Raw genomic sequence first — 20,873 nt, forward strand, 5'->3', positions numbered from 1 at the left:
AGTGTGTGTATCGCGATTGTTTCCGGGAGGTTACAAGACTCAAATTCGATAAGCTCGTTCTCATGGCAAGAAACGGTGGCTCCAATGAAAAAAATAATGAACCAATTAATCGTCAGGATGTTGGTTCGTGGTTGGACGGTCCGCCGCAGCTGAATCAGCAAGAATACCCAGGTCAGCGCCTTGGACGGCCGGCCGATGGTCCCGGCAGCATCGCAAGATTCCCACGACGCGTCGGCGCGATTGTGATCGACTGGGGCTTAGCGATGGCCATTTCCGCATTGTTCTTCAACTATGACTCCATAGTGACGTTGCTCATATTCGTGGCCATGCAGATCCTTTTTGTCGGCGTAACCGGACATTCTGTTGGTCATCGTGCCTTCGGGATGCAGGTACAAAAGCTGGACGGCACAGGCTCCTATTTCCTGGCAGGCGCCATCCGCTCGCTGCTGCTAGCGCTCGTGGTGCCGGCGTTCATTATTGATGCCGACCAGCGTGGAATGCATGACCGTGCAGTGAACACGGTGTTGGTCCGGATCTAGATTTCATAATATGACGGCGGTCTCGGCACAAACGTTCTTGAGGAAACAAACGCCTGACACAAAAAAGTGGCGGGGTGCACCATCAACTGGTGCACCCCGCTACGTATATGTTCGAAAGTTTAGCGGCCTCGCATCGCACGGCGGTCCGGGCGAGCCTTCATTGGGTCAATGCCCTTAGGGATTGGCAGACGAGCGCTTGGCAACGTAGAGATACGCATATCCACTGCGTGCACTTCGTCCTTCGTGATGGACTTCGGAAGCTTCTTCATGACCTTTGCAACGTCAGCCAAAGGCGTCTGTCCCTCGAGGGAACCTGCATTGATGACATGGATAGGCACGTTAGGCAACACGCGGCTCATACGGCGCTTTTCGCCATCTACTAGCGGACGGACACGGTTGGTAGGACCTTCGGTCACAAGAACAACACCCGGGCGGCCAATTCCTAAGAACACCAAGTCCTGCGTGCGTGGGTTGATGGCAACAGGCTGTTCCTTTAAGATCCAGCCCCGACGCAATACAGACATGGCTGCACCTGCGGCACCCTGGCGTCCCTCCAACTGAGAAAAGGCGGCACGCTCAGCGCGGCGGGACATGATCCACACAGCGGCCAGAAGACCCAGCGGGATACCTATCAAGAGGCCGGTGATCCAGTTGTTGAGCAACAAGCCAACGAGCAATCCCACGGCAACTACGGCGAGGAATGCCAGCAGCATGATCCACACAACCGTGGGGTCTTCGCGGCGCGTCATTTGGAAGACTTGGCCAAACTGACGGAAGCGGCCGGGCTGTTTTTCAGCCTTTTCCGCCTTGGGTTTGCGATTGAACAAACTGCGGCGTGGTTCTGCCGCGGAAGTATCTTGGGGATTGCGAGAAGCCATAATGGCTTATTCTACGGTAGCGCGAGCCGAAAGTGCGCTAGTCGTTAAGCAAGAATGGGACCGGCTGCTTCAAGCGACCGATCCCATCCATAAACTCACGAAGCGTTAGCTGCTAGCCACCAACGTTGCAGCTTCCTGCCGCGTGCTTCCTGAATCCTCAATATGTGCCAGCTCAGCGGGAATTTCGCGTCCCTTGCTACGCATAGCGCGGGCCCACAAACGGCCGGCGCGGTAGGAAGAACGCACCAACGGTCCGGACATGACGCCCAAGAAACCAATCTCTTCGGCTTCATCAGAGATGTCCACGAATTCCTGTGGCTTGACCCAACGCTCCACTGGGTGGTGACGCTCGGTAGGACGCAAGTACTGCGTGATCGTGATCAAGTCGCAGCCAGCGTCGTGGAGATCGCGCAAAGCCTCAGAAACTTCTTCGCGCGTTTCACCCATGCCCAGAATCAGGTTGGACTTGGTGATCATGCCCAGTTCGCGGCCAATGCTCAAGACCTCGAGTGAACGTTCGTAGCGGAACGCCGGACGGATGGACTTGAACAACCGCGGAACGGTCTCGAGGTTGTGTGCGTACACCTCAGGGGCAGATGCGCAGATCTCTTCGAGGTACTCGCGCTTGCCGGAGAAGTCCGGGATCAAGAGCTCTACACCGGTGTTCGGGTTGAGTTCGTGAATCTTGCGAACGGTCTCGGCATAGAGCCAGGTTCCTTCGTCGGCGAGATCGTCGCGTGCAACACCGGTGACGGTGGCGTAGCGAAGTCCCATCTGGCGGACGGACTCTGCCACGCGAAGCGGCTCCGTGGCGTCCAGCGGGGAAGGCTTGCCGGTGTGAATCTGGCAGAAGTCGCAACGACGCGTGCACTCGGAACCGCCGATGAGGAAGGTTGCTTCCTTGTCTTCCCAGCATTCAAAGATGTTGGGGCAGCCAGCTTCTTCACACACGGTGTGCAAGTTCTCGCCCTGCACCAGCTTCTTGAGGCCCACATACTCGGGACCGATGTTTACCTTCGCCTTGATCCACTCAGGCTTACGTTCAACGGGCGTCTGTGCGTTGCGCGCTTCGATGCGCAGCATGCGACGTCCTTCGGGTGCCGGGCTCATGCGTTGATTCCTTCCGTCTGAGGTACGTCGGTCTCGATAGCTGACTGGTTCTTCATCAGCGGAGTAAGTAGTTTGACCAATTCTTCGGCGACGCGATCCACCACGTCAGACGGTGTGACCGTCTTGCCCGCTTCGAGGGAAATGGTGGTGACGCCGGCGTCCGTGATGCCGCACGGAACAATGATGTTGTACGGGTCGATGCTGTGGGAGCAATTGAGAGCAAAACCGTGCATCGTGACACCATGATCCACGCGGATTCCAATGGCTGCAATCTTGCGGTCTGGAGTGATTCCGTCACCCACAATCCAGACGCCGGAGCGGCCCTTGACGCGCTCACCCTTCACTCCGTAGTCGGCGATGACATTGATGAGGGCCTGTTCGAGCGTCTCAACGTACGGGCGGATTCCGGCTTTGTCGGCCAGTTCAATAATCGGATAACCCACGAGCTGCCCCGGGCCATGCCACGTCAGCAGGCCGCCACGGTCCACGTCGATCACCGGCGTGCCATCGGTAGGGCGGTCTTGCTCTTCCGTGCGTTTGCCTGCCGTATAGACGGCATCATGCTCGAGAAGGAAGATTTCTGGCGATTGGGAGTGATTCGCCACGGCTTCATGGGTCTTCTTTTGGAGATCCCAAGCCTCTTGATAAGGAACGAAGTTCGGATCAAGTCCCAACACCGTTGTCGTTGGATTCATGCGCTCCAGCCTAGTCGTGTGTGCCCCAAAGGCTTAATTCCTTACGACGTTTGGGGCGTGGTGGTGCCTGTGGATAACTTCTGCAGGGTTCTCAATTCTGGGCAAGACTAGTGCCATGCCGAGCCACGAACCGGAACCTAAATTCACCGTCACCCCGCTAGCAACCGCAACGAACCCCGCGAGGCGAGCTGCGTCGTCGTCCTCCTTGCCGCTGGTTCCGGGCTACCGGCTGTCCGAACTAATTGGCACGGGAAGCGTGAGCAGGGTCTATCTTGCGGAGGATGTGCGGACCGCGGCACCGCTGGCTCTGAAAATTTTTGAGGACGACGACGCTGGCGAGCGTTTCGCTGCCCTCGAACGGGAGTCGTTGCGTGGCGTTGAGCATCCGCATGTGGTGCGGTTACTGGGTACCGCTACGGCAGAGACGGTCGACTCCAGCGATCTGCCGGTGAATATTCTGGAGTACTTGCCGGGCGGAAGCGCGCTCGGCGTGGTGCGGTCGCTGGGGCCGCAAAGTGTGGGGCAGACGAGTGCGATCGTGGTACCCATTGCTGCGGCCGTCGCACATCTTCATGGAATGGGGCGAGTGCACGGCGATATTTCGCCGGACAATGTGCTCTTCGGTGCGGACGGCACGCCGAAGCTCATCGACGGTTCCGCTTCCCAACGGACGGGGTATCGGCAATTCGATGCAGGAACGGCCGGTTTTCATGCTCCCGAGGCGGTGACGCCACAAGTACTCCAACCCGAGCGCGATGTGTATTCGTTAGGTGCCTTGATCTGGTTTCTCTTGACGGGACGTGTTCCTAGCCTGACCTCGCATCGACCCGCGCTGAGCGTCTTTATTCGCGGCGTAAACACAGATCTCGTGAACCTCGTGGAAGCGTGCTTGGACGAAGATCCCGCGGCCCGGCCCAACGCAGGAGATGTCGCCAGACGCCTACTCAAAATCGCTGAGCCTGAGCCGGTAGACATCACTGTCACCGCGGATCATCATGCCGTTCCCTATGTGAAGACACGTCATCACTTTGATCGGGAGCTCATCCGGCGCCGCGCTCGCCGTAGGACCATCAAGATGTGGGCATCGGTTGGAGTTTCCGCAGTCCTGACGGGAGCGGGAGTGATGATGATGTTGGCCGCTCCGGCGAACAGTGCGCCACAGCCGTCGGTAGATCAGCCTGCAGCAGCGCAGACCGAGCCACACCAGCCCGTCGCGGCGGCAGGATCGCAAGACGGACTCGTGGATCAACTATTCGCGCTGGCTGCCGCACGCGACCAGGCGCTCATGGACCAAGACGATGCCGCGCTTGAGGCAATTCACGCGGATGATTCGCGGTCCTTGCGTCAGGACCGCACCACCGTGGCAACTCTGGTGGAGGGCAAGCTACGCTATGAAGAACTTTCCACCTCGTTGCAAAACGTAGAGGTCACCACGCTCGCGCCTGCAGGGAAGGCGACCGTTCGTGCGGAGTCCGTCACCAAGCCGTTTACGGTGAGGAATCTCGGCGACAATTCGCAGTACCACATCGAGACGTTGCCTGTTCAAGAGGTGGAATTTACGCTCGTGAAAGAGGGTGAACGGTGGCAACTTTCTGACGTTGCGCTGCTTCACGAACGTTCGGGAACTTGATGCCTTGCGCGAGGGGAATGCGGGCTCCGACTAGGATCAAAATATGGCGAGCAAAACCGGTCCTAGCAGCAGCTATTTGCGTTACCCACACCTCCACAATGATCAGGTCACGTTCGTGGCCGAAGACGATGTGTGGATCGCCTCGCTGGATGGAGGGCGTGCCACGCGCATTTCCACCATGCACCTGCCTGCACGAAACCCTCAGTTCACCCCTGATGGAGAGTCTCTGGTGTGGAGCGTCGTGCAGCGACGTTCACCAGAAGTAGTCACCGCTCACATAGACGGAGGTGGCTTCAAACAGCTGTCCTACTGGGGTAGCTCCACCACGCGCATGCGCGGCTTCACCCCGGACGGCAACGTCCTCGCCATTACGGCCTACCGCCAGTCGGATTACCGGCACACGTGGGCTCGCTCGGTTCCTTTGGATGGAGGCCCGACCACGCTGCTACAGTACGGTCCCGTCGACTCGGTGATCTGGGGCCAGGAGAGCGACGGCGTTCGCCCCGTCGTCTTAGGTTCTGCCTTGACGCGCGAACCGGCCTATTGGAAGCGCTACCGTGGTGGCGCAGCTGGAAAGTTGTGGATTGACCGCCATGGTTCCGGACAGTTCGAGCGGCTGGTTCCCGAAATCACCTCAAATTTGTGCTTGCCTCAGTGGATCGGCGGCCGCATCGCCTTCCTGTCAGATCACGAAGGATACGGAAACGTCTACTCCGTGCTTCCAGACGGCTCCGATATCCGCCGTCACACGGATCACGTGCAGTTCTATGCGCGCCACCTCGCGAGCGACGGCGAACGGCTCATCTACGAACACCGCGGCAAGCTTTTTGTGCTCGATTCTTTGGATTCCGAGTCGCGTCGCTTGGATATCCAGCTCGCTTCTTCGGGCAACAACCGTCGGCGCACCATGCTGGTCCCCACCAAGAACCTCAAGGCCGCGACGCCGGATGTCTCTGGTTCAACCTCCGTGGTCGAAACCCATGGCACGTTGCACTTGCTGTTGCACAAGGACGGCCCGAGCCACATGGTGGAAGCCACGCCTGGCGTTCGTGCCCGGTTGGGACGTGTGTTGGACCCGCAGCATGTTGCTTATGTCGCCGACCACGGGGGAGAGGAAGCACTCTACATCCGCGACCTCACCGTGGACGGCCCTTTCGCGTCGACGGCAGCCATCGGACTGCCGGCGAGCGACGATGATGCGTTCCACGACTGGTTCCACGAACCGTACGGCGAAGCTGATGAGAACACCAGCACTGACATCGCCACATCACGGGCCTCGGGCAACTCTGCCGATAAAGCTGATGCAGTCGCTTCAGCGAGTGACCCGCGCACGGTAGCTCTGGATGCGAAACCGGACCAGGAACTCACCGCTCGCGCCGATGGTGTGATGCCGGATTCGCCCGTTGAGAATGAAGCAGAAAAGCCGGATCTCAGCACGGCACATCCCCATAGCTCTACCCGAGACGTGCGTGAAACCGTAGGTGTTGACGGCACTGATGCTCGTGAAACCTCGGAAACGGATTCCGGCCAGGCCGGGCTAACGCGCATTGAGCTGCCGGTCCGCGGCCGCCCGCGTGTGCTCGAAGTCAGTCCCGATGGCCGCTGGATTGGCTTGGGCACCGAGTACGGCGAGGCCTACTTGCTCAATGTCCGCGAAGCTAAGTGGCGGCTGCTGGGCTCCACGGACTACGGCGCTATTTCTCACTTGAGCTTCTCACCGGACTCCGGGTGGGTCGCGTGGATTGAACCCGTCACGGCGCATGAGGGCCGTAGCCGCCTGCTCTTGGCGTCCACCACTCAGGCGGCTCGAGAACCGATCCTCGTCACCGACGGTCGATTCCACGACCACTCGCCGTCCTTCACGCTCGATGGCCAGTATTTGGCGTTCTTGTCTGAACGCTCCTTCGATCCCGTCTATGACACGCATAGCTTTGACTTGAGTTTCCCTGCGTCCACGAAGCCGTTCATGGTCTCGCTCGCGGACAACACACCGAGCCCGTTCGGTCCGAGCGCTTACTCAGCGACTGGCCACAACCGCAGCGTATTACCGAGCGGCCAAACGCCATCTACTACCAATGTCGACGGGGAAGGAATCGCACAGCGACTCTTCGCCGTCCCGGTATCTCAAGGCCGCTACAGCCGCCTGGTGGCCGTCAACAATGCACTGTTGTGGCTCGTTGACGAATCCGTGGGCGTGACCGGTGACGGAACCACAGACAGCGGCGGCAGTAGCCTTCGTCTGCAACGTTTCGATCTGGAGCAGAAGAAGACCACCACGCTTGTTAACCGACTCAGCCAATTCCGTGTTTCGGGCGACAAGAAGAAGCTTGTCTACATCAATGGCATCGAAGTGCGGTGCGTTCCAACCGATCGCAGTGTGGAAGTTTCATCGGCGGACGCACTTCGCTTGGACTTGAACCGCATTCGCGTGGAGCTTGAACCCGCCAAGGTGTGGGGACAGATGTTCAACGAGACGTGGCGCTTGCAGCGTGACTTCTTCTGGACCGAAGATATGGCAGGCCTTGACTGGGAGAACATTGCCAAAAAGTACCGGCCGCTCATCGAGCGTTTGGGCAGCCATGACGACCTCGTGGACATTCTCTTGGAACTCCACGGCGAGCTGGGCACGTCTCACGCGTACGTTTCGCCGTTCGCGGCGATGGAATCCGGTGCCGGGTATCAGGGCCTTTTCGGCGCCGACTTGGCGCGTCAAGGGGACGGCAAATGGGTCATCTCCCGCCTGCTTGAAGGCGACTCTTCTGACCCGCAGGCTTATCCGCCACTGCGCGCCCCGGGCGTGGGTGTCCGCGAAGGCGATGCGGTGCTGGGCGTTGACGGGCAGATCGTGCCCACCGATGTGGGACCGGAGGCGCTCTTGACGAGCGCAGCTGGAAAGACCGTGGAACTCACGATCGAAGAGGGACCCAATGGACGCGATCCGGGCTCGATCCGCCGCGTCGCCTTCGTGCCGCTGCAGAACGAAGAGCGCCTTCGCTATCAGGACTGGGTTGCCACCAACCGGCAACGCGTCCGCGACGCGAGCGATGGAAACTTCGGTTACCTCCACGTCCCGGACATGTCTGCTCAAGGCTGGGCGCAGTTGCACCGTGACCTAGATGTGGAAACCAGCAAGGATGCGCTGATCGTCGATGTGCGTCGCAACCGTGGCGGTCACACGTCCCAGTTGGTGGCGGAACTCATCGGCCGCAAGGTGACGGCCTGGACCATGGCACGCGAGATGCGCACGGGAACGTACCCATCGAGCGCTCCACGTGGCCCGCTCGTTCTACTCACTGACGAGTGGGCAGGATCTGACGGCGACATCATTACGCAGGTGACGAAACTGAGGAACCTCGGACCCGTAGTCGGAATGCGAACTTGGGGCGGCGTCGTCGGAATCGATAATCTCTTTGACCTCGCCGACGGCACCAAGGTGACCCAGCCGCGTTATGCCACGTGGTTCACGCAAGGTGTGGGCTGGGGGATTGAAAACCGTGGCGTGAGCCCGGATGTGGAAGTTCCGTATCCGCCGCACGCTTACACGGAAAATAGAGATCCCCAGCTCGAACGCGCGTTGGAGGTCCTTGCGGAACTCCATGCGGAGCACGGGACGGCGCGGCCGCCGCTGCGAAGTGGTTATTCCTCGCTTCAGCCGGGGCCGCTACCGCCGCGTCCGCAGTATGCGCGTCGAGCTGGGGAGCAGTAGGCCGGGGAGCCTCAGAGTTAGTTGCTGCCGCCGAGCTGAGCATCCAAAGTGATGCTCTCGACGCCGGCAAGGGCCTTGGACACTGGGCAGCCTTCCTTGGCTTCTTGAGCGGCCTTGGCGAAGTCCTCTTCGCTGATGCCCGGAACGTCTGCGCGGACGATCAAACGAATCTCAGAGATCTGTGCGCCGCCGTCCGTGGAGAAATCCACCTCAGCGCGCGTATCAATGCGCTCTGGTGCGTGGCCGGCGGTCTTCAGGATGTTGGAGAAGGCCATCGAGTAGCACGTTGCGTGTGCAGCGGCGATGAGTTCTTCGGGGGAGGTCTTGCCTTCGGCAGCCTCGGCGCGAGCGCGCCAGGTGACGTCGAAGGTGCCAAGCTTGGAGGTCTCGAACGTCGTCTGGCCGCTACCGGAAACCAGATCCCCATTCCATTCGGTACGAGCTGAACGTGTCACTGCCATGATGTCTCCTCAAGAAAATACTTCTCAGCACAACAAAAAGTGGAGCTGCCTTGTTGGCAACTCCACTCAGACTAGCCCAGCACTTTTCGGTAAACCACCGTTAAAACGCTGAGGACTAAAACCCTCTTACTGCCAGAGGACAGCAACAGCCATAGCGATCAGACCGGTACCACCGGTTCCGTGTGCCAAGCCGGTGCTGACTGGCTGACCTGCGCGAGCCTTGCGCCATCCGATGAGAGCGGCAACAAAGACACCAATCGCGAGGAGGACCTTCACGCCGATCTTGAAGTTGTTGACCTGACCGTCGCCCATTTCGGCGAGTCCCACCAGCAAGAGACCGGTGACAAGCTGACCGATTGCACCGTAGAACTGCCAGTTGGTCACGGTTGGGGTCTTGAAGTTAGAAAGCCATCCACCCACGATGGCGGCTGCACCGATGAGGTGCAAAAGAACGAGAACAAGCTTGAGAAAATCCATAATTCAAAGCCTAAGTCATTCTTCGACGCAGTGTCGAAAATCGTGGGCGATGACACCCGGCCGAGGTCAGGCAACGGGGGAGAGCGCACAAAAAAGGATGGACCCGGTAGAAACCGAGTCCATCCTTTAGTGCTTCGAAACGTGATCCGAAAGCGAGTGTGGCTTAGAGGCCAAGCTCAGCTTCGAATGCGCCTTCCTCAAGACGGGTGCGCAAGGTCTGCAAGAAGCGGCCTGCGTCGGCGCCGTCCACCAAACGGTGATCGTAGGTGAGGGAGAGGTACATCATGTGGCGGATCGCGATGACGTCGTTTCCGTCGGCGTCTTGAATGACCATTGGACGCTTGACGATTGCACCGGTGCCGAGGATCGCAACCTGGGGCTGGTTGATGATCGGCGTATCGAAGAGCGCTCCCACAGAACCAATGTTGGTGATGGAGAACGTTCCGCCGGACAACTCATCAGGCTGGATCTTGTTGGTGCGCGTACGCTCTGCAACGTCTGCAATCTTGGAAGCGATGCCAGCAAGGTTGAGGTCGCCAGCGTTGGCAATCACTGGTACCAAGAGACCACGGTCGGTGTCCACTGCGATCGCCAAGTGCTCGGCGTCGTGGTAGGTGATTTCCTGCTTCTCTTCGTCGTAAGCGCCGTTGACCTTCGGGTGCTGCTTGAGAGCCTCAGCAACAGCCTTTGCGATAAACGGAAGGAAGGTGAGCTTCGTGCCGTTGGTGGCCTGGAAGCCAGCCTTCGCCTTGTTGCGGAGGTTCGCGATGCGGGTCATATCCACTTCGTGAACCTGCGTGAGCTGCGTGGAGGTGTCCAGCGACTCGCGCATGCGGCGGGCGATGACCTGACGGATGCGAGGTGCCTTCTCCGTGGTTCCGCGGAGCTTGGAAGCTGCTGCGGATGGCTGCGCGCTGGCTGCAGGTGCTGCAGAGGACGACGCCGCAGCTGCGGGAGCGCTCTGAGCGGCAGCTGCCGCTTCGATTGCCTGCTCGACGTCCTGCTTGCGGATGCGGCCACCAACGCCGGTGCCCTTGACCGTGGAGAGGTCAATGTTGTTCTTGGACGCAAGCTTGCGAACCAATGGCGTGACGTATCCGGAGTCGTTGTTGTCAGCGGAAGCCACAGGAGCTGCGGCCGGTGGAGCCGGTGCTGCTGGAGCTGCGGCCGGTGGAGCCGGTGCTGCTGGAGCTGCCTCTGCTGCAGGCTCGCTGGATGGGCCGGTTGGCTCAGCTGGAGCCTTCTCGGTGGAAGGTGCATCTGCAACTGGAGCCTCAGCCTTGGGAGCTGGAGCAGCTGCAGGAGCTTCTTCCTTCGGAGCGGCTGGAGCTGCTGGTGCTGCACCGGAACCGATGACGGCAAGCACAGCGCCGACCTCGACGGTCTCATCTTCGTTCACGCGGATCTCGAGGAGCTTGCCGGCGACTGGGGATGGGATTTCGGTGTCAACCTTGTCCGTGGACACTTCGAGAAGAGCCTCGTCCATCTCGACGTCGTCGCCAACGGCCTTGAGCCAGCGGGTAACGGTGCCTTCGGTGACGGACTCGCCAAGAGCGGGGAGCTTTACTTCTTCAGAAGCGCCGCCAGCGTTGTCGGAAGACTCAGCAGCAGGAGCCTCGGCAGGAGCCGCTTCCTCTGCAGGTGCTTCTTCAGCTGGTGCTTCAGCGGCGGGAGCCTCTTCAGCTGGTGCTTCAGCGGCGGGAGCCTCTTCAGCTGGTGCTTCAGCGGCGGGAGCCTCTTCAGCAGGAGCTTCTTCGGCAGCTGGGGCTTCGGCTGAAGGAGCGGCGCCAGCGCCGGATCCATCGCCGATGCGTACGAGCGCAGCGCCAACTTCTACCGTCTCATCTTCCTGGACAAGGATCTCTTCGATCACGCCAGCTACAGGCGACGGGATCTCCGTGTCAACTTTGTCGGTGGAAACTTCAACGAGCGCTTCGTCAACAGCGACTTCGTCGCCTACTTGCTTGAGCCAGCGCGTAACGGTTCCTTCGGTGACGCTTTCACCGAGGGCGGGCAAATTAACGGTCTCAGACATGTCGTCCCCGTTCTCCTCTTGCGGTACCTAGAGCGGAAGTGATGGTCCGCTCGAATTTTTTATAAAAACTTGAGTTCGAGCTTAGTCCACTGGGGTGCGACCTTGTAGGTGCACCCCAGTGTTTTCTAGGTTTTAGCCGTGAAGTGGCGTTCCCGCCAAGGCAAGAGCGGCTTCGCCCAACGATTCGTTCTGCGTTGGGTGTGCGTGGATGAGCTTGGCAACGTCCTCTGGGTATGCTTCCCAGTTGACGATGAGCTGCGATTCACCGATCTGCTCTCCAATGCGGCCGCCAATACCGTGAACACCAATGATCGGGCCGTCAACGAGACGGACCATCTTGATCAAACCGGTGGTTCCCAAGATGGAGGATTTGCCGTTACCAGCCAAGTTGTATTCCTGGGTGACGATCTTGTCGTCGCCGAACTTTTCCTTCGCCTTTGGCTCGGAGTATCCAACGGACATGATCTCTGGCTCGCAGTACGTCACCTTAGGGATGTTGATGTCTTCGACGATGGTTGGCTTTAGGCCGGCGATTTCTTCAGCAACAAAGAAGCCTTGCTGGTAACCGCGGTGTGCCAACTGGACGCCTGGGACGATGTCGCCGATGGCGTAGATGTTGCCAACGCCGGTGTGGAGGCGCTCGTTAGCAAGAACGAATCCGCGATCCATTGGGATGCCCTGCTCTTCGAAGCCCATGCCTTCAGTAACCGGGCCACGGCCAACAGCAACGAGGACGATGTCAGCTTCGAAAACCTTGCCGTCGGCCAACGTGACCTTGGCGCCGTTTTCGTTCTGCTCGACTTTCTCGAAGAAGGTGCCGGTGTTGAAGTTGATGCCGCGCTTCTTGAAGGAGCGCTCGAGGACCTTGATGATGGCTGGGTCCTCGTTGGGAACCAAGCTTGGCAAGCCTTCGATGATCGTGACGTCAACGCCGAAGGACTTCCACACGGAAGCGAACTCGACGCCAATCACGCCGCCGCCCAAGACGATGGCGGAGGAAGGAAGCGTGTCCATGTTCAAAGCTTCGGTGGAGGTCAAGATACGACCGCCGATTTCGAGGCCCAGAGTACGGGAAGTGGAACCCGTTGCAAGGACGATGTTCTTGCCCTTGTACTGCTTGCCGTCTACGTCGATGGTGTCCTGGGAAACCAACTTGCCGTAGCCGTCGATGGCGGTAACGCCCTTCATCTTCAAAAGTCCGGTCAGACCCTTGAACTTACCAGCAACAATGCTGTCCTTGAAAGAACGGACGCCAGCCAAGTCGATGGAATCGAGGGTGGTGTGGATGCCGTACTTGGCGCCTTCGCGAGCGTTGTCAGCGAGCTCGGCGGAATGCAAGTAAGCCTTCGTTGGGATACATCCGGTGTGCAAGCACGTGCCGCCCAACTTGTCCTTTTCGATGAGTCCAACAGTCATACCCAACTGGATGCCGCGAAGAGCTGCTGAATAGCCAGCGCTACCTCCACCCAGGATGAGTAGATCAAATTCCTGCTCTGCTGCCGATTCGGCCACGAGAACGCTCCCTTGAGATATTCGGGCGCCCCGCGCCCTGCCGTATTGCGACTTCTGGGTAAGAATCGCAAATTTGCGTAGTACTTCGTGCTTTACCTTAGTCCTGACTACCCGGCAGTTTCAAAGCATTCAGCCAAAAGTTGCCACTCAATAATCCGGAATTGTGTGTGTTAATCAACACGCTTTTCTGTCATGAGTGGCAACTTTTGTACTTGCTTATTAACGAATTAGTTCTTTGAGCCGAGGTTTCGGGCGTATGCCACGAGCGTACGGAGCAAAGCACCGGTTCCGTTTTTGCCGGTGTAACCGTACGGAGCGGCGTCGTTGTATGACGGACCAGCGATGTCGATGTGTGCCCAAGGAATCTTGGATCCACGAGCTTCACCAACGAATTCCTCGAGGAATACTGCAGCCGTCATCATGCCGCCGTTGCGCTCGCCAATGTTGGCCAAATCGGCAACCTGAGACGCAATGCTTGCGCGCAGTTCTTCGGGAAGCGGCATAGGCCACGCGGTTTCGCCCAGTGCTTCAGCGGTGTGGAAGAGACCATCGCGAACCGTGGGGTCGCCCATGATGCCGGCCGTGCGGCGGCCCAAAGCCACGAGCTGTGCACCGGTCAAGGTAGCGATGTCCAAGAGCACGTCTGGTTCTTCGAGGGACGCCACCGCGAGGCCGTCGGCCATGACCAGGCGACCTTCAGCGTCCGTGTTCAACACTTCTACGGTCTTGCCGCCAAACATCGTGATGACGTCGCCGGGGCGAGTGGCGTTTCCGCCAGGCATGTTTTCTGCGAGGCACAACCACGCGGTCGCGCGGACCGGCGCCTTGAGCTCAGCCAGAGCCAAAACCGTGTGCAGTGCCGTTGCAGCACCAGCCATATCCGACTTCATCTGGTCCATGTTCAACGCAGGCTTCAACGAGATGCCGCCGGTATCAAAGGTGATGCCCTTGCCCACAATGGCAATGTGCTGGTGTTTGCCGCGCGGGTTGTAGCTGACCTTGACGAGACGTGGCGGACGAGCGGAGCCTCGCCCAACCCCCATCAAACCGCCGAAGCCTTCTTTGGTGAGGCGGGCGTCGTCGTACACCTCAACGGAAACCGAAAGCGACCCGCTCGCGTCACCAGCGTGCTGTGCAAACGTTTCCGGGTATAGATCGTTAGAGGGGGTGTTCACGAGATCGCGGACTTCGTGAACGTGGCGAGCCACAACCGCGACCTCTTGGAGAGCGGTCTTGAGGGCCTTGTCCGTGGAAGCGCTCGTGGCAACAACAACTTCGCGAAGCGTCGTTTCGTTCGCAGCTTCGGCGCGCTTCGCTTCGGAACGGTACTTATCAAAGGAGTACGCGCCGAGGGCGGCACCTTCAGCAATGGCAGCCGCCGCGGAGACAGTGTCAGCAGGGAAAGCGAAAGTGATCTTTTCAACGCCGGTGACCTGACGAGTGACCGAGCCTGCAGCGCGACGCAAGAGTTCGTCGTCGTGCTCGCCATTGATACGGCCTACGCCCGCGACAATCAGGATGTCGGCGTCCATGCTTTCGAGGCTTGGCAAGCGGTGCACATCGTCAGCCTTGCCGGCGACGCCGAGGGAGCGGAAAGAAGCTTCCAAAGCCTGCGCGTCGACAGCTGACAAGGGGGAACCCAGAAGCTGTGGGCCCTCGGCGGTCTGGCGAGCCGCAACCACCAAAGCATCCGTGCGGTGCTTCTTCAGATCGGCGGAAATCGCGGAAAGTGTGAGGTCTGAATTCTTTTTCACGAAGTGTGAACCTTCTATCTACATCTCGGAAAGTGCGTGGCCTAGCCACGACGTCCATTAATTGCCTGCATCACAGTTAAGTCGACCTTACATTTATTCAGCACTTCTTGCGGAAATGCGCGCCGATTGCGGGACGGAAACCATCGTGAATGAGCAACGCCACAGGCGGGGGGAGACGTCAGCCAACTAGAATGGAATGTATTTCGAATTCCAGACGTTGAACTACTACTGGAATGCGCGCACGCGAGTATCGACAAGGAGGTGCCTTATGGATCCGATGGATCTTGTAAAAGTGGATGAGCAGGTGGCGAAGACCCTTCGCGGTCAAAACCTCGACATGTTGGTGCTTCTTGATGGGCACATGGATGCCGGTCACGCGCTCTCTCAGATTCGCGAAACTCTCTTGGACGAATTGCCGGCTCGAAATGTAGCTATTTTTGACGCGGACTCGCTGATTGACCATACGTCTCGGCGACCTCGTATTACGTTCGACAACGGCCAGTTCGTTGATTACGCACCCCACCGCATTGCTATTGACGCATTGACGGATGGTTTGGGCCGTGACTTCTTGGTCCTTTCCGGACCGGAGCCAAGCCTGCACTGGGAGCGCGTTAGTGCGGCCATGTCTTGGTTGCACAACAACTTGGGCATCAACCGTACGGCGTTCTTGGGTGCTGTCCCGATGCCGGTTCCGCACACGCGTCCTATCACGGGAACCGTTCACGGCAACTCTGCTGCTCCGGACGGTGGCGCCCCACAGTGGCCAACGCCCATCGTGGTCCCGGCATCCTTGTCTCAAGTGATCCAGGTGTCGCTCGAATCTGACGGTAAAAAGACCATCGGCTTCACAATGCATGTGCCGCACTACTTATCAGATAACCAGTATCCGAAAGCCGCATTGGGCGGTCTAGAGTACATGGGGGCGGCGCTTGGTTTGGCGTTGCCTACCGATGAATTGCGTGAACAGGGGCGGGACGTTGAATCAAAGATCGCGGAGCAGGTTGCAGCCAGCCCCGAGATTCAAGCAATGGTCCAAAACATTGAAGAGCAATTCGATTCGCATCGCGAAGGCATGCGTACTCAGTCGTTGCTCCTCGAAGGCGGCGAAGTTCCAGACGGCGAGTCCATCGCAGCTGCGGCTTCAGAGTTCCTTCGGCTCGAATTGGAAGAGCGGAAGAGCGATCCGTCTCCAGAGCACGACGGCGATCACACGGCCTAGCGCTATCAGCCAGAGCTTCGTATGGCTTCCGTTGGTTTCCTCCTTGAGTGGGAGTGCCGCATGAGCATCGAGAGTTCGGGCCCCAAAAAATACTTAGATACCCGCGTCTCCTGGATTGTCTGGAGCGCGGGCGTTTTTGCGTACCTCGTGGCTGTCACGCAGCGCACCAGCTTTGGCGTGGCGGGTCTTGACGCCACCGAGCGCTTCCACGCGAGCGCCGCGATTCTTTCCGTCTTCACGGTGCTTCAATATCTGGTCTATGCCGGAATGCAGATCCCGGTGGGAATTCTCGTGGACCGTTTTGGGCCACGCTTCATGGTCACTGCTGGCGCGACGTTGATGTGCGCCGGTCAGACCGTATTGGCCGTCGCTGATCATGTGAGCTTGGGCTATGTGGGCCGCGCTTTGGTAGGCGCCGGCGATGCCATGACGTTTATTTCCGTGCTGCGTTTGCTGCCGGCCTGGTTCTCCAACAAACGCATTCCCGTGTTGAACCAAGTCACCGGCATGGTGGGCCAAATTGGCCAGCTCTTGTCCTTGGTTCCTTTTGCTGCCTTCCTGCATGTGGCGGGATGGACGTCGTCGTTCTTGTCGCTCGCTGCGTTGTCGCTACTGGCCGTCATTCTGTCGTTCTCCTTGATTCGAGACATGCCGCCGGAAGTGCGCGCCGCTCGAGGGATCTCGGGTCCTCGACTCAAGGTCCGCACCATGCTGTCCGGCGCGGTGAGGGAACCTGCCACCCGCTTGGGATTCTGGACGCACTGGACCACAAGCTTTGGTCTGCACGTGGTGTTGATGGCGTGGGGCTATCCGTTTTTGGTCGCCGGGCAAGGCTTGGATCCGGCCGCGGCTTCTGGGCTGCTGTCCATCTTTGTGGTCATGGGTTTCATTGCCGGTCCCGTCGTTGGATCGCTGACGGCGCGCTATCCGATCCGCCGCTCCACCATGGCGCTTGGCAGCGCGTGGTTCTCGATCCTTTCGTGGACTGCCGTCATCTTGTGGCCGGGTAAGGCGCCGTTGGCATTGCTCATCATCTTGTTCGTGGCTCTGGCCGTGGGTGGCCCAATGTCCATGATCGGCTTCGACTTCGCGCGCAGCTTCAACTCTCCACGCATCATTGGCACCGCCACGGGCGTGGTGAACGTTGGCGGCTTCTTGGGTGCACTGCTCAGCATTGGTGCGATTGGCGTGGTGCTCGACCTCGTTCGGGCGGCCTCCGGTCCGGACGCTCCGCTCTACACGCTGGACAGCTTCCGCATGGCGTTCGCCTTCCTCTACATTCCCTATTTCATGGGTCTGTTCTTCATGTGGCGCCTGCGCAAACGCGTGCGATCCCGCATGGTGGAAGAAGACGGCGTCGCCATTAAGCCGTTGCATCGCCTGATCTACGCTGGCTACCTCCAGCGTCGCCAGCGCAAGCGCCGCCATATGTAGGCTGCGGCGTCACCCACAATTAGATTTTTTGAGGACGACGCCGCAGCTCGTCCACATTTCTTGTCTTTCCGAAATCTGTGGTCCAGTGATGCGGGAATTCTGGAGTCATGACTACTCCATCAGATGTTCTTCGCATTACTGACGCGGCAGGAATTCTTGCCGCCATTCCACATCAGCTTCGTTTTCAACCCGCCGAGTCACTCGTGGTGGTCCTTGCTACGGACGACCACTGGCTCGCCACCGCCCGAGTCGACTTGCCTGCTCCTGACGCGGGAGGCGTGACAGAGTTCGACTATTTTGAGGCGGTCGCGGACAAGGTCACGGCGGTCTCTTCTATGACCCGAGTGTTTTTGGCTGCCTACTCCGAGCGCTCGGACGCGGCCCGTCTCGTTGCCGCCGCGGCCCACAGTTTTGTGGATCATGATGTGCGGGTGGTGGACACCTGGCTCGTTACTGCTGAAGCGTGGTTCACGCTGACGTGTTTCCACGGTGAATGCCAGCGTGGATATTGCGAATTCGCCGAGGCCCAAAAACTTGAATTGATCAATCTCCATGAAGCTCACCTGCACAACATCGTGCGGGGTAGCGCGCCAACAGAAGGGCCAGTGGTGCCAAGCTCGCGAGTGATCTGGCAACGCCGTGATGCGGTACGGCGTCACGTGGCAGAGTTCGTGCAACAAGGGGTCTTTGACTTCGAGCGGGCAGAGATCTTGCTGCTGTGGCTCGAATATCAAGAACTGCCGCTTATGACCTCGCTCGTCCGTTTGCAAGAACGGCCCGAAGTGTTGGGGCGACTGCTGGCTTCTCTGCATGATATTCACGTGAGAGATGCCGTCATGACCTCCTTCTTGGTCTCTGATGGTGACGTGCGGCACTTCGCATCCCTCATGCCGTATGACCTCGCCGAAGATTGCACGTATCTGGATGCCATGGCCACCACGAGCGCACTCGGAAGCGGAACTCCGCGTTGGGATCGAGTGGACCGCTGCGCGGAGCTGGCACAAGAGATGCTGTCCGCGGCTGAAGGGCGGGAGCTGACAGCCTTGCTATCGATTCTCAGCTGGGTGGACTGGATGCGGGGCCGGGGTAGCAGCGCTCTTGCCATTGCCCAACAAGCTCTCAAGAATGATGAGAACTATTCCTTGGCGAGCCTCATGGAGGACATTGTTGCTTCCGGTTATCAACCGCACTGGGTGACAGAGCCTGGCCAAGCGTGGCGCGGAAATAAGTAACTAGCGTTACGTGTCTTCAGTTCACGTAATCTCGTAGTTTCGTGAGAGACTTTAAGCCGCAGACCCGGTTGGGTTCGTGCTTGTCAAGGAATTTTCTGAAAATCTTTCGTGAATTCGGGAACATTCCTTGCGACTGAGGCGTTGCAATATGTCAGACCCTTCAGTCGGTAGTTGCCATGTGCAACGGCGCGGACTTGACAGGGTCATAGTGGTGTTACCCCTATTGTGACGCCACGCACGCTCGCGAGAAAGGTTATTCGTGCCAACTAAGACCCGGCAGACAGTCGCTGAACAGGTCGACGAATCGCAACTGACGCCTCAACAAAAGTCGGCAATCACGCGACGTAAGAACAAGGAAGCTGCAGCTTCAGCTGCGGGTACCGCGGCAACGGATGAAGGTGCCGCACAGAAGCCTGCTGCGAAGACCACCACTCGTAAGACGGCCGCTAAGTCGACGACTGCCAAGGCAGCGACGGCGGATGCTGCTGAAAAGCCAGCTGCTAAGCGTGGTCGTAAGTCCACGAAGGCTGAAGCTCCAGCTGTTGCGGACGACGTCGAAGTAACTGAAACTGTAGAGGACGTCCACGAAGACGCCGAGCCAGAAGTCATCGATGATGCCGACGTCCCAGATGTAGAGGACGTTGCTGCCGACGACGACTCCGCTGACGATGAGGATTCTGACAAGAAGGACGACGAAGACGAAGAGTCTTCGGAAGTTCAGGCTTCTCGCGCTGAAGAGCGTGGCGGCTTTGTCATCTCCAACGTTGACGACGATGCTCCCGTAGCTCAGGTCACGGTGTCCGGCGCAACTGCCGACCCCGTCAAGGACTACTTGAAGTTGATCGGCAAGGTTGCCTTGTTGAACGCAGAGCAAGAAGTTGATCTTGCCTTGCGCATCGAGGCGGGCCTTTATGCAGAGCACAAGCTTGCTGAATTGCCAGACGACGCCGAGAAGCGTCATCGCTGGGATCTTGAACAGATCATCCACGACGGCAAGATCGCTAAGAACCACTTGCTTGAAGCAAACCTTCGCCTCGTTGTGTCGCTCGCAAAGCGTTACACCGGTCGCGGCATGCTCTTCTTGGACTTGATCCAGGAAGGCAACCTCGGTTTGATCCGTGCAGTTGAGAAGTTCGACTACACCAAGGGCTTCAAGTTCTCCACGTACGCAACGTGGTGGATCCGTCAGGCGATCACCCGCGCGATGGCTGACCAGGCTCGTACCATTCGTATTCCGGTCCACATGGTGGAAGTCATCAACAAGCTTGCCCGCGTGCAGCGCCAGATGCTTCAGGACTTGGGTCGCGAACCAACCCCAGAAGAGTTGGCAAAGGAACTGGACATGACGCCTGAAAAGGTTGTCGAGGTTCAGAAGTATGGTCGCGAGCCAATTTCCTTGCACACGCCTCTGGGCGAAGATGGCGACTCCGAGTTCGGTGACCTCATTGAGGACTCCGAAGCCGTTGTCCCAGCTGATGCTGTGTCCTTCACCTTGCTGCAGGAGCAGTTGCACTCCGTGCTTGACACGCTTTCTGAGCGTGAAGCAGGCGTAGTCGCAATGCGCTTCGGCCTCACCGACGGACAGCCTAAGACTTTAGACGAAATCGGAAAGGTCTACGGCGTCACCCGTGAGCGCATAAGGCAGATCGAGTCGAAGACGATGTCCAAGTTGCGTCACCCTTCGCGGTCGCAAGTACTTCGCGACTACCTTGACTAAGAAACTGTCTGTGCCACGGCACTGAGACTCAAGTAAAACAACCGGTCCTCCCATACAGGGGACCGGTTGTTTTTGTATTCAAGTCGTTCACGTCTAGATGACTTCGAATCTGGAGTCAGCACTCGTTTCTCGCGTGAAAGGTGCGCTTTGTGCGCGAGGGCGGTTAAAAGTGAAGGGGTTGCCCTACCTTGCCGGTAGGACAACCCCGAAAGTCTCAGTCACTCAGAAGAGCGGTGCTACTTCTTACTCTGCGTCGACGAGAGCTGGCTTTTCGTGAAGACGCTGTGTCTCGTCTTGCCACTCGATGGTCAATGGGCGAAGCTTCGCTTCAACAGCCCGTGCGTGATGTCCGCAGAAGAGTAGCTCTCCGCCGGAAGACTCCAACACGGCCCGAACGTAAGCCTGCGCACCGCATCGATCGCAGCGATCCAAACCAGTCAGTTCTCGGTGTGCAATTGTTGCCGTCATGGCGAC

Annotated in this window: 16 protein-coding genes; 7 read left to right on the plus strand and 9 right to left on the minus strand. The window is 58.7% G+C overall.

The window, feature by feature from the left end; genetic code table 11:
* The first annotated feature begins 62 nt into the window (after positions 1-62).
* Positions 63-539: an RDD family protein gene (locus BKA12_RS01880; RefSeq protein ID WP_183640257.1), complete on the plus strand. Its 477-nt coding sequence runs from the start codon at positions 63-65 to the stop codon at positions 537-539.
* Between the two features lie 119 nt (positions 540-658).
* On the opposite strand, the gene BKA12_RS01885 is transcribed toward BKA12_RS01880, so the two are convergent.
* The 3 genes from BKA12_RS01885 to lipB form a co-directional block, all read right to left on the minus strand.
* Positions 659-1,417 (minus strand): DUF4191 domain-containing protein, encoded by a 759-nt coding sequence (locus BKA12_RS01885; protein WP_183640258.1) that lies wholly within the window; start codon positions 1,415-1,417, stop codon positions 659-661.
* 105 nt (positions 1,418-1,522) lie between these two features.
* Entirely contained in the window at positions 1,523-2,527 is a 1,005-nt protein-coding gene (lipA, locus tag BKA12_RS01890) for a lipoyl synthase (protein ID WP_183640260.1), read from the minus strand.
* Entirely contained in the window at positions 2,524-3,222 is a 699-nt protein-coding gene (lipB, locus tag BKA12_RS01895; protein WP_183640261.1) for a lipoyl(octanoyl) transferase LipB, read from the minus strand. The genes lipA and lipB overlap by 4 nt, the downstream gene beginning before the upstream one ends.
* Positions 3,223-3,337: 115 nt before the next feature.
* Between lipB and BKA12_RS01900 the strand changes: the two genes are divergently transcribed.
* Together BKA12_RS01900 and BKA12_RS01905 are read left to right on the plus strand one after the other, a co-directional pair.
* Positions 3,338-4,852 carry a serine/threonine protein kinase gene (locus BKA12_RS01900; RefSeq protein WP_183640262.1) on the plus strand — a complete coding sequence of 505 codons (1,515 nt, stop codon included), beginning with the start codon at positions 3,338-3,340 and terminating at the stop codon, positions 4,850-4,852.
* Between the two features lie 43 nt (positions 4,853-4,895).
* Positions 4,896-8,558 (plus strand): S41 family peptidase, encoded by a 3,663-nt coding sequence (locus BKA12_RS01905; RefSeq protein ID WP_183640263.1) that lies wholly within the window; start codon positions 4,896-4,898, stop codon positions 8,556-8,558.
* 17 nt (positions 8,559-8,575) lie between these two features.
* Here BKA12_RS01905 and BKA12_RS01910 read toward each other — a convergent pair whose 3' ends face one another.
* The 5 genes from BKA12_RS01910 to BKA12_RS01930 form a co-directional block, all read right to left on the minus strand.
* A complete protein-coding gene (locus BKA12_RS01910; protein WP_183640264.1) occupies positions 8,576-9,019 on the minus strand; it encodes an OsmC family peroxiredoxin in 444 nt (147 codons plus the stop codon).
* A 126-nt stretch (positions 9,020-9,145) separates the two neighbouring features.
* The gene (locus tag BKA12_RS01915; RefSeq protein WP_183640265.1) at positions 9,146-9,496 is read right to left on the minus strand and encodes a hypothetical protein; all 351 of its coding nucleotides are present in this window, start codon (positions 9,494-9,496) and stop codon (positions 9,146-9,148) included.
* A gap of 163 nt (positions 9,497-9,659) precedes the next feature.
* Positions 9,660-11,531: a 2-oxoglutarate dehydrogenase, E2 component, dihydrolipoamide succinyltransferase gene (gene sucB / locus BKA12_RS01920; RefSeq protein WP_183640266.1), complete on the minus strand. Its 1,872-nt coding sequence runs from the start codon at positions 11,529-11,531 to the stop codon at positions 9,660-9,662.
* A 132-nt stretch (positions 11,532-11,663) separates the two neighbouring features.
* Positions 11,664-13,043 carry a dihydrolipoyl dehydrogenase gene (gene lpdA / locus BKA12_RS01925; RefSeq protein ID WP_183640267.1) on the minus strand — a complete coding sequence of 460 codons (1,380 nt, stop codon included), beginning with the start codon at positions 13,041-13,043 and terminating at the stop codon, positions 11,664-11,666.
* Between the two features lie 227 nt (positions 13,044-13,270).
* Positions 13,271-14,797, minus strand: a complete 1,527-nt coding sequence (locus BKA12_RS01930) for a leucyl aminopeptidase (RefSeq protein ID WP_183640268.1) — start codon at positions 14,795-14,797, stop codon at positions 13,271-13,273.
* Between the two features lie 277 nt (positions 14,798-15,074).
* On the opposite strand from BKA12_RS01930, the gene BKA12_RS01935 reads away from it, so the two are divergent.
* The 4 genes from BKA12_RS01935 to BKA12_RS01950 all read left to right on the plus strand — a co-directional run bounded on the left by BKA12_RS01935 (position 15,075) and on the right by BKA12_RS01950 (position 20,399).
* Positions 15,075-16,016 (plus strand): proteasome assembly chaperone family protein, encoded by a 942-nt coding sequence (locus BKA12_RS01935; protein ID WP_183640270.1) that lies wholly within the window; start codon positions 15,075-15,077, stop codon positions 16,014-16,016.
* Positions 16,017-16,076: 60 nt separating this feature from the next.
* The gene (locus tag BKA12_RS01940) at positions 16,077-17,450 is read left to right on the plus strand and encodes an MFS transporter (RefSeq protein WP_183640272.1); all 1,374 of its coding nucleotides are present in this window, start codon (positions 16,077-16,079) and stop codon (positions 17,448-17,450) included.
* A gap of 107 nt (positions 17,451-17,557) precedes the next feature.
* Positions 17,558-18,682: a DUF4192 family protein gene (locus tag BKA12_RS01945; protein WP_183640273.1), complete on the plus strand. Its 1,125-nt coding sequence runs from the start codon at positions 17,558-17,560 to the stop codon at positions 18,680-18,682.
* A gap of 259 nt (positions 18,683-18,941) precedes the next feature.
* On the plus strand, positions 18,942-20,399 hold the full coding sequence (locus tag BKA12_RS01950) for an RNA polymerase sigma factor (protein WP_183640275.1): 1,458 nt from the start codon (positions 18,942-18,944) through the stop codon (positions 20,397-20,399).
* Between the two features lie 243 nt (positions 20,400-20,642).
* On the opposite strand, the gene BKA12_RS01955 is transcribed toward BKA12_RS01950, so the two are convergent.
* Positions 20,643-20,867, minus strand: coding sequence for a DUF7455 domain-containing protein (locus BKA12_RS01955; RefSeq protein WP_183640277.1), 225 nt, complete (start codon positions 20,865-20,867; stop codon positions 20,643-20,645).
* Positions 20,868-20,873 lie beyond the last annotated feature (6 nt).

This window comes from Neomicrococcus lactis (assembly GCF_014200305.1).
Lineage (GTDB): Bacteria > Actinomycetota > Actinomycetes > Actinomycetales > Micrococcaceae > Neomicrococcus > Neomicrococcus lactis.

Coding starts and splice junctions, on each gene's coding strand:
- BKA12_RS01880 (WP_183640257.1), top strand. CDS start 63: ATGGCAAGAAACGGTGGCTCCAATGAAAAAAATAATGAACCAATTAAT.
- BKA12_RS01885 (WP_183640258.1), bottom strand. CDS start 1,417: ATGGCTTCTCGCAATCCCCAAGATACTTCCGCGGCAGAACCACGCCGC.
- lipA (WP_183640260.1), bottom strand. CDS start 2,527: ATGAGCCCGGCACCCGAAGGACGTCGCATGCTGCGCATCGAAGCGCGC.
- lipB (WP_183640261.1), bottom strand. CDS start 3,222: ATGAATCCAACGACAACGGTGTTGGGACTTGATCCGAACTTCGTTCCT.
- BKA12_RS01900 (WP_183640262.1), top strand. CDS start 3,338: ATGCCGAGCCACGAACCGGAACCTAAATTCACCGTCACCCCGCTAGCA.
- BKA12_RS01905 (WP_183640263.1), top strand. CDS start 4,896: ATGGCGAGCAAAACCGGTCCTAGCAGCAGCTATTTGCGTTACCCACAC.
- BKA12_RS01910 (WP_183640264.1), bottom strand. CDS start 9,019: ATGGCAGTGACACGTTCAGCTCGTACCGAATGGAATGGGGATCTGGTT.
- BKA12_RS01915 (WP_183640265.1), bottom strand. CDS start 9,496: ATGGATTTTCTCAAGCTTGTTCTCGTTCTTTTGCACCTCATCGGTGCA.
- sucB (WP_183640266.1), bottom strand. CDS start 11,531: ATGTCTGAGACCGTTAATTTGCCCGCCCTCGGTGAAAGCGTCACCGAA.
- BKA12_RS01935 (WP_183640270.1), top strand. CDS start 15,075: ATGGATCTTGTAAAAGTGGATGAGCAGGTGGCGAAGACCCTTCGCGGT.
- BKA12_RS01940 (WP_183640272.1), top strand. CDS start 16,077: ATGAGCATCGAGAGTTCGGGCCCCAAAAAATACTTAGATACCCGCGTC.
- BKA12_RS01945 (WP_183640273.1), top strand. CDS start 17,558: ATGACTACTCCATCAGATGTTCTTCGCATTACTGACGCGGCAGGAATT.
- BKA12_RS01955 (WP_183640277.1), bottom strand. CDS start 20,867: ATGACGGCAACAATTGCACACCGAGAACTGACTGGTTTGGATCGCTGC.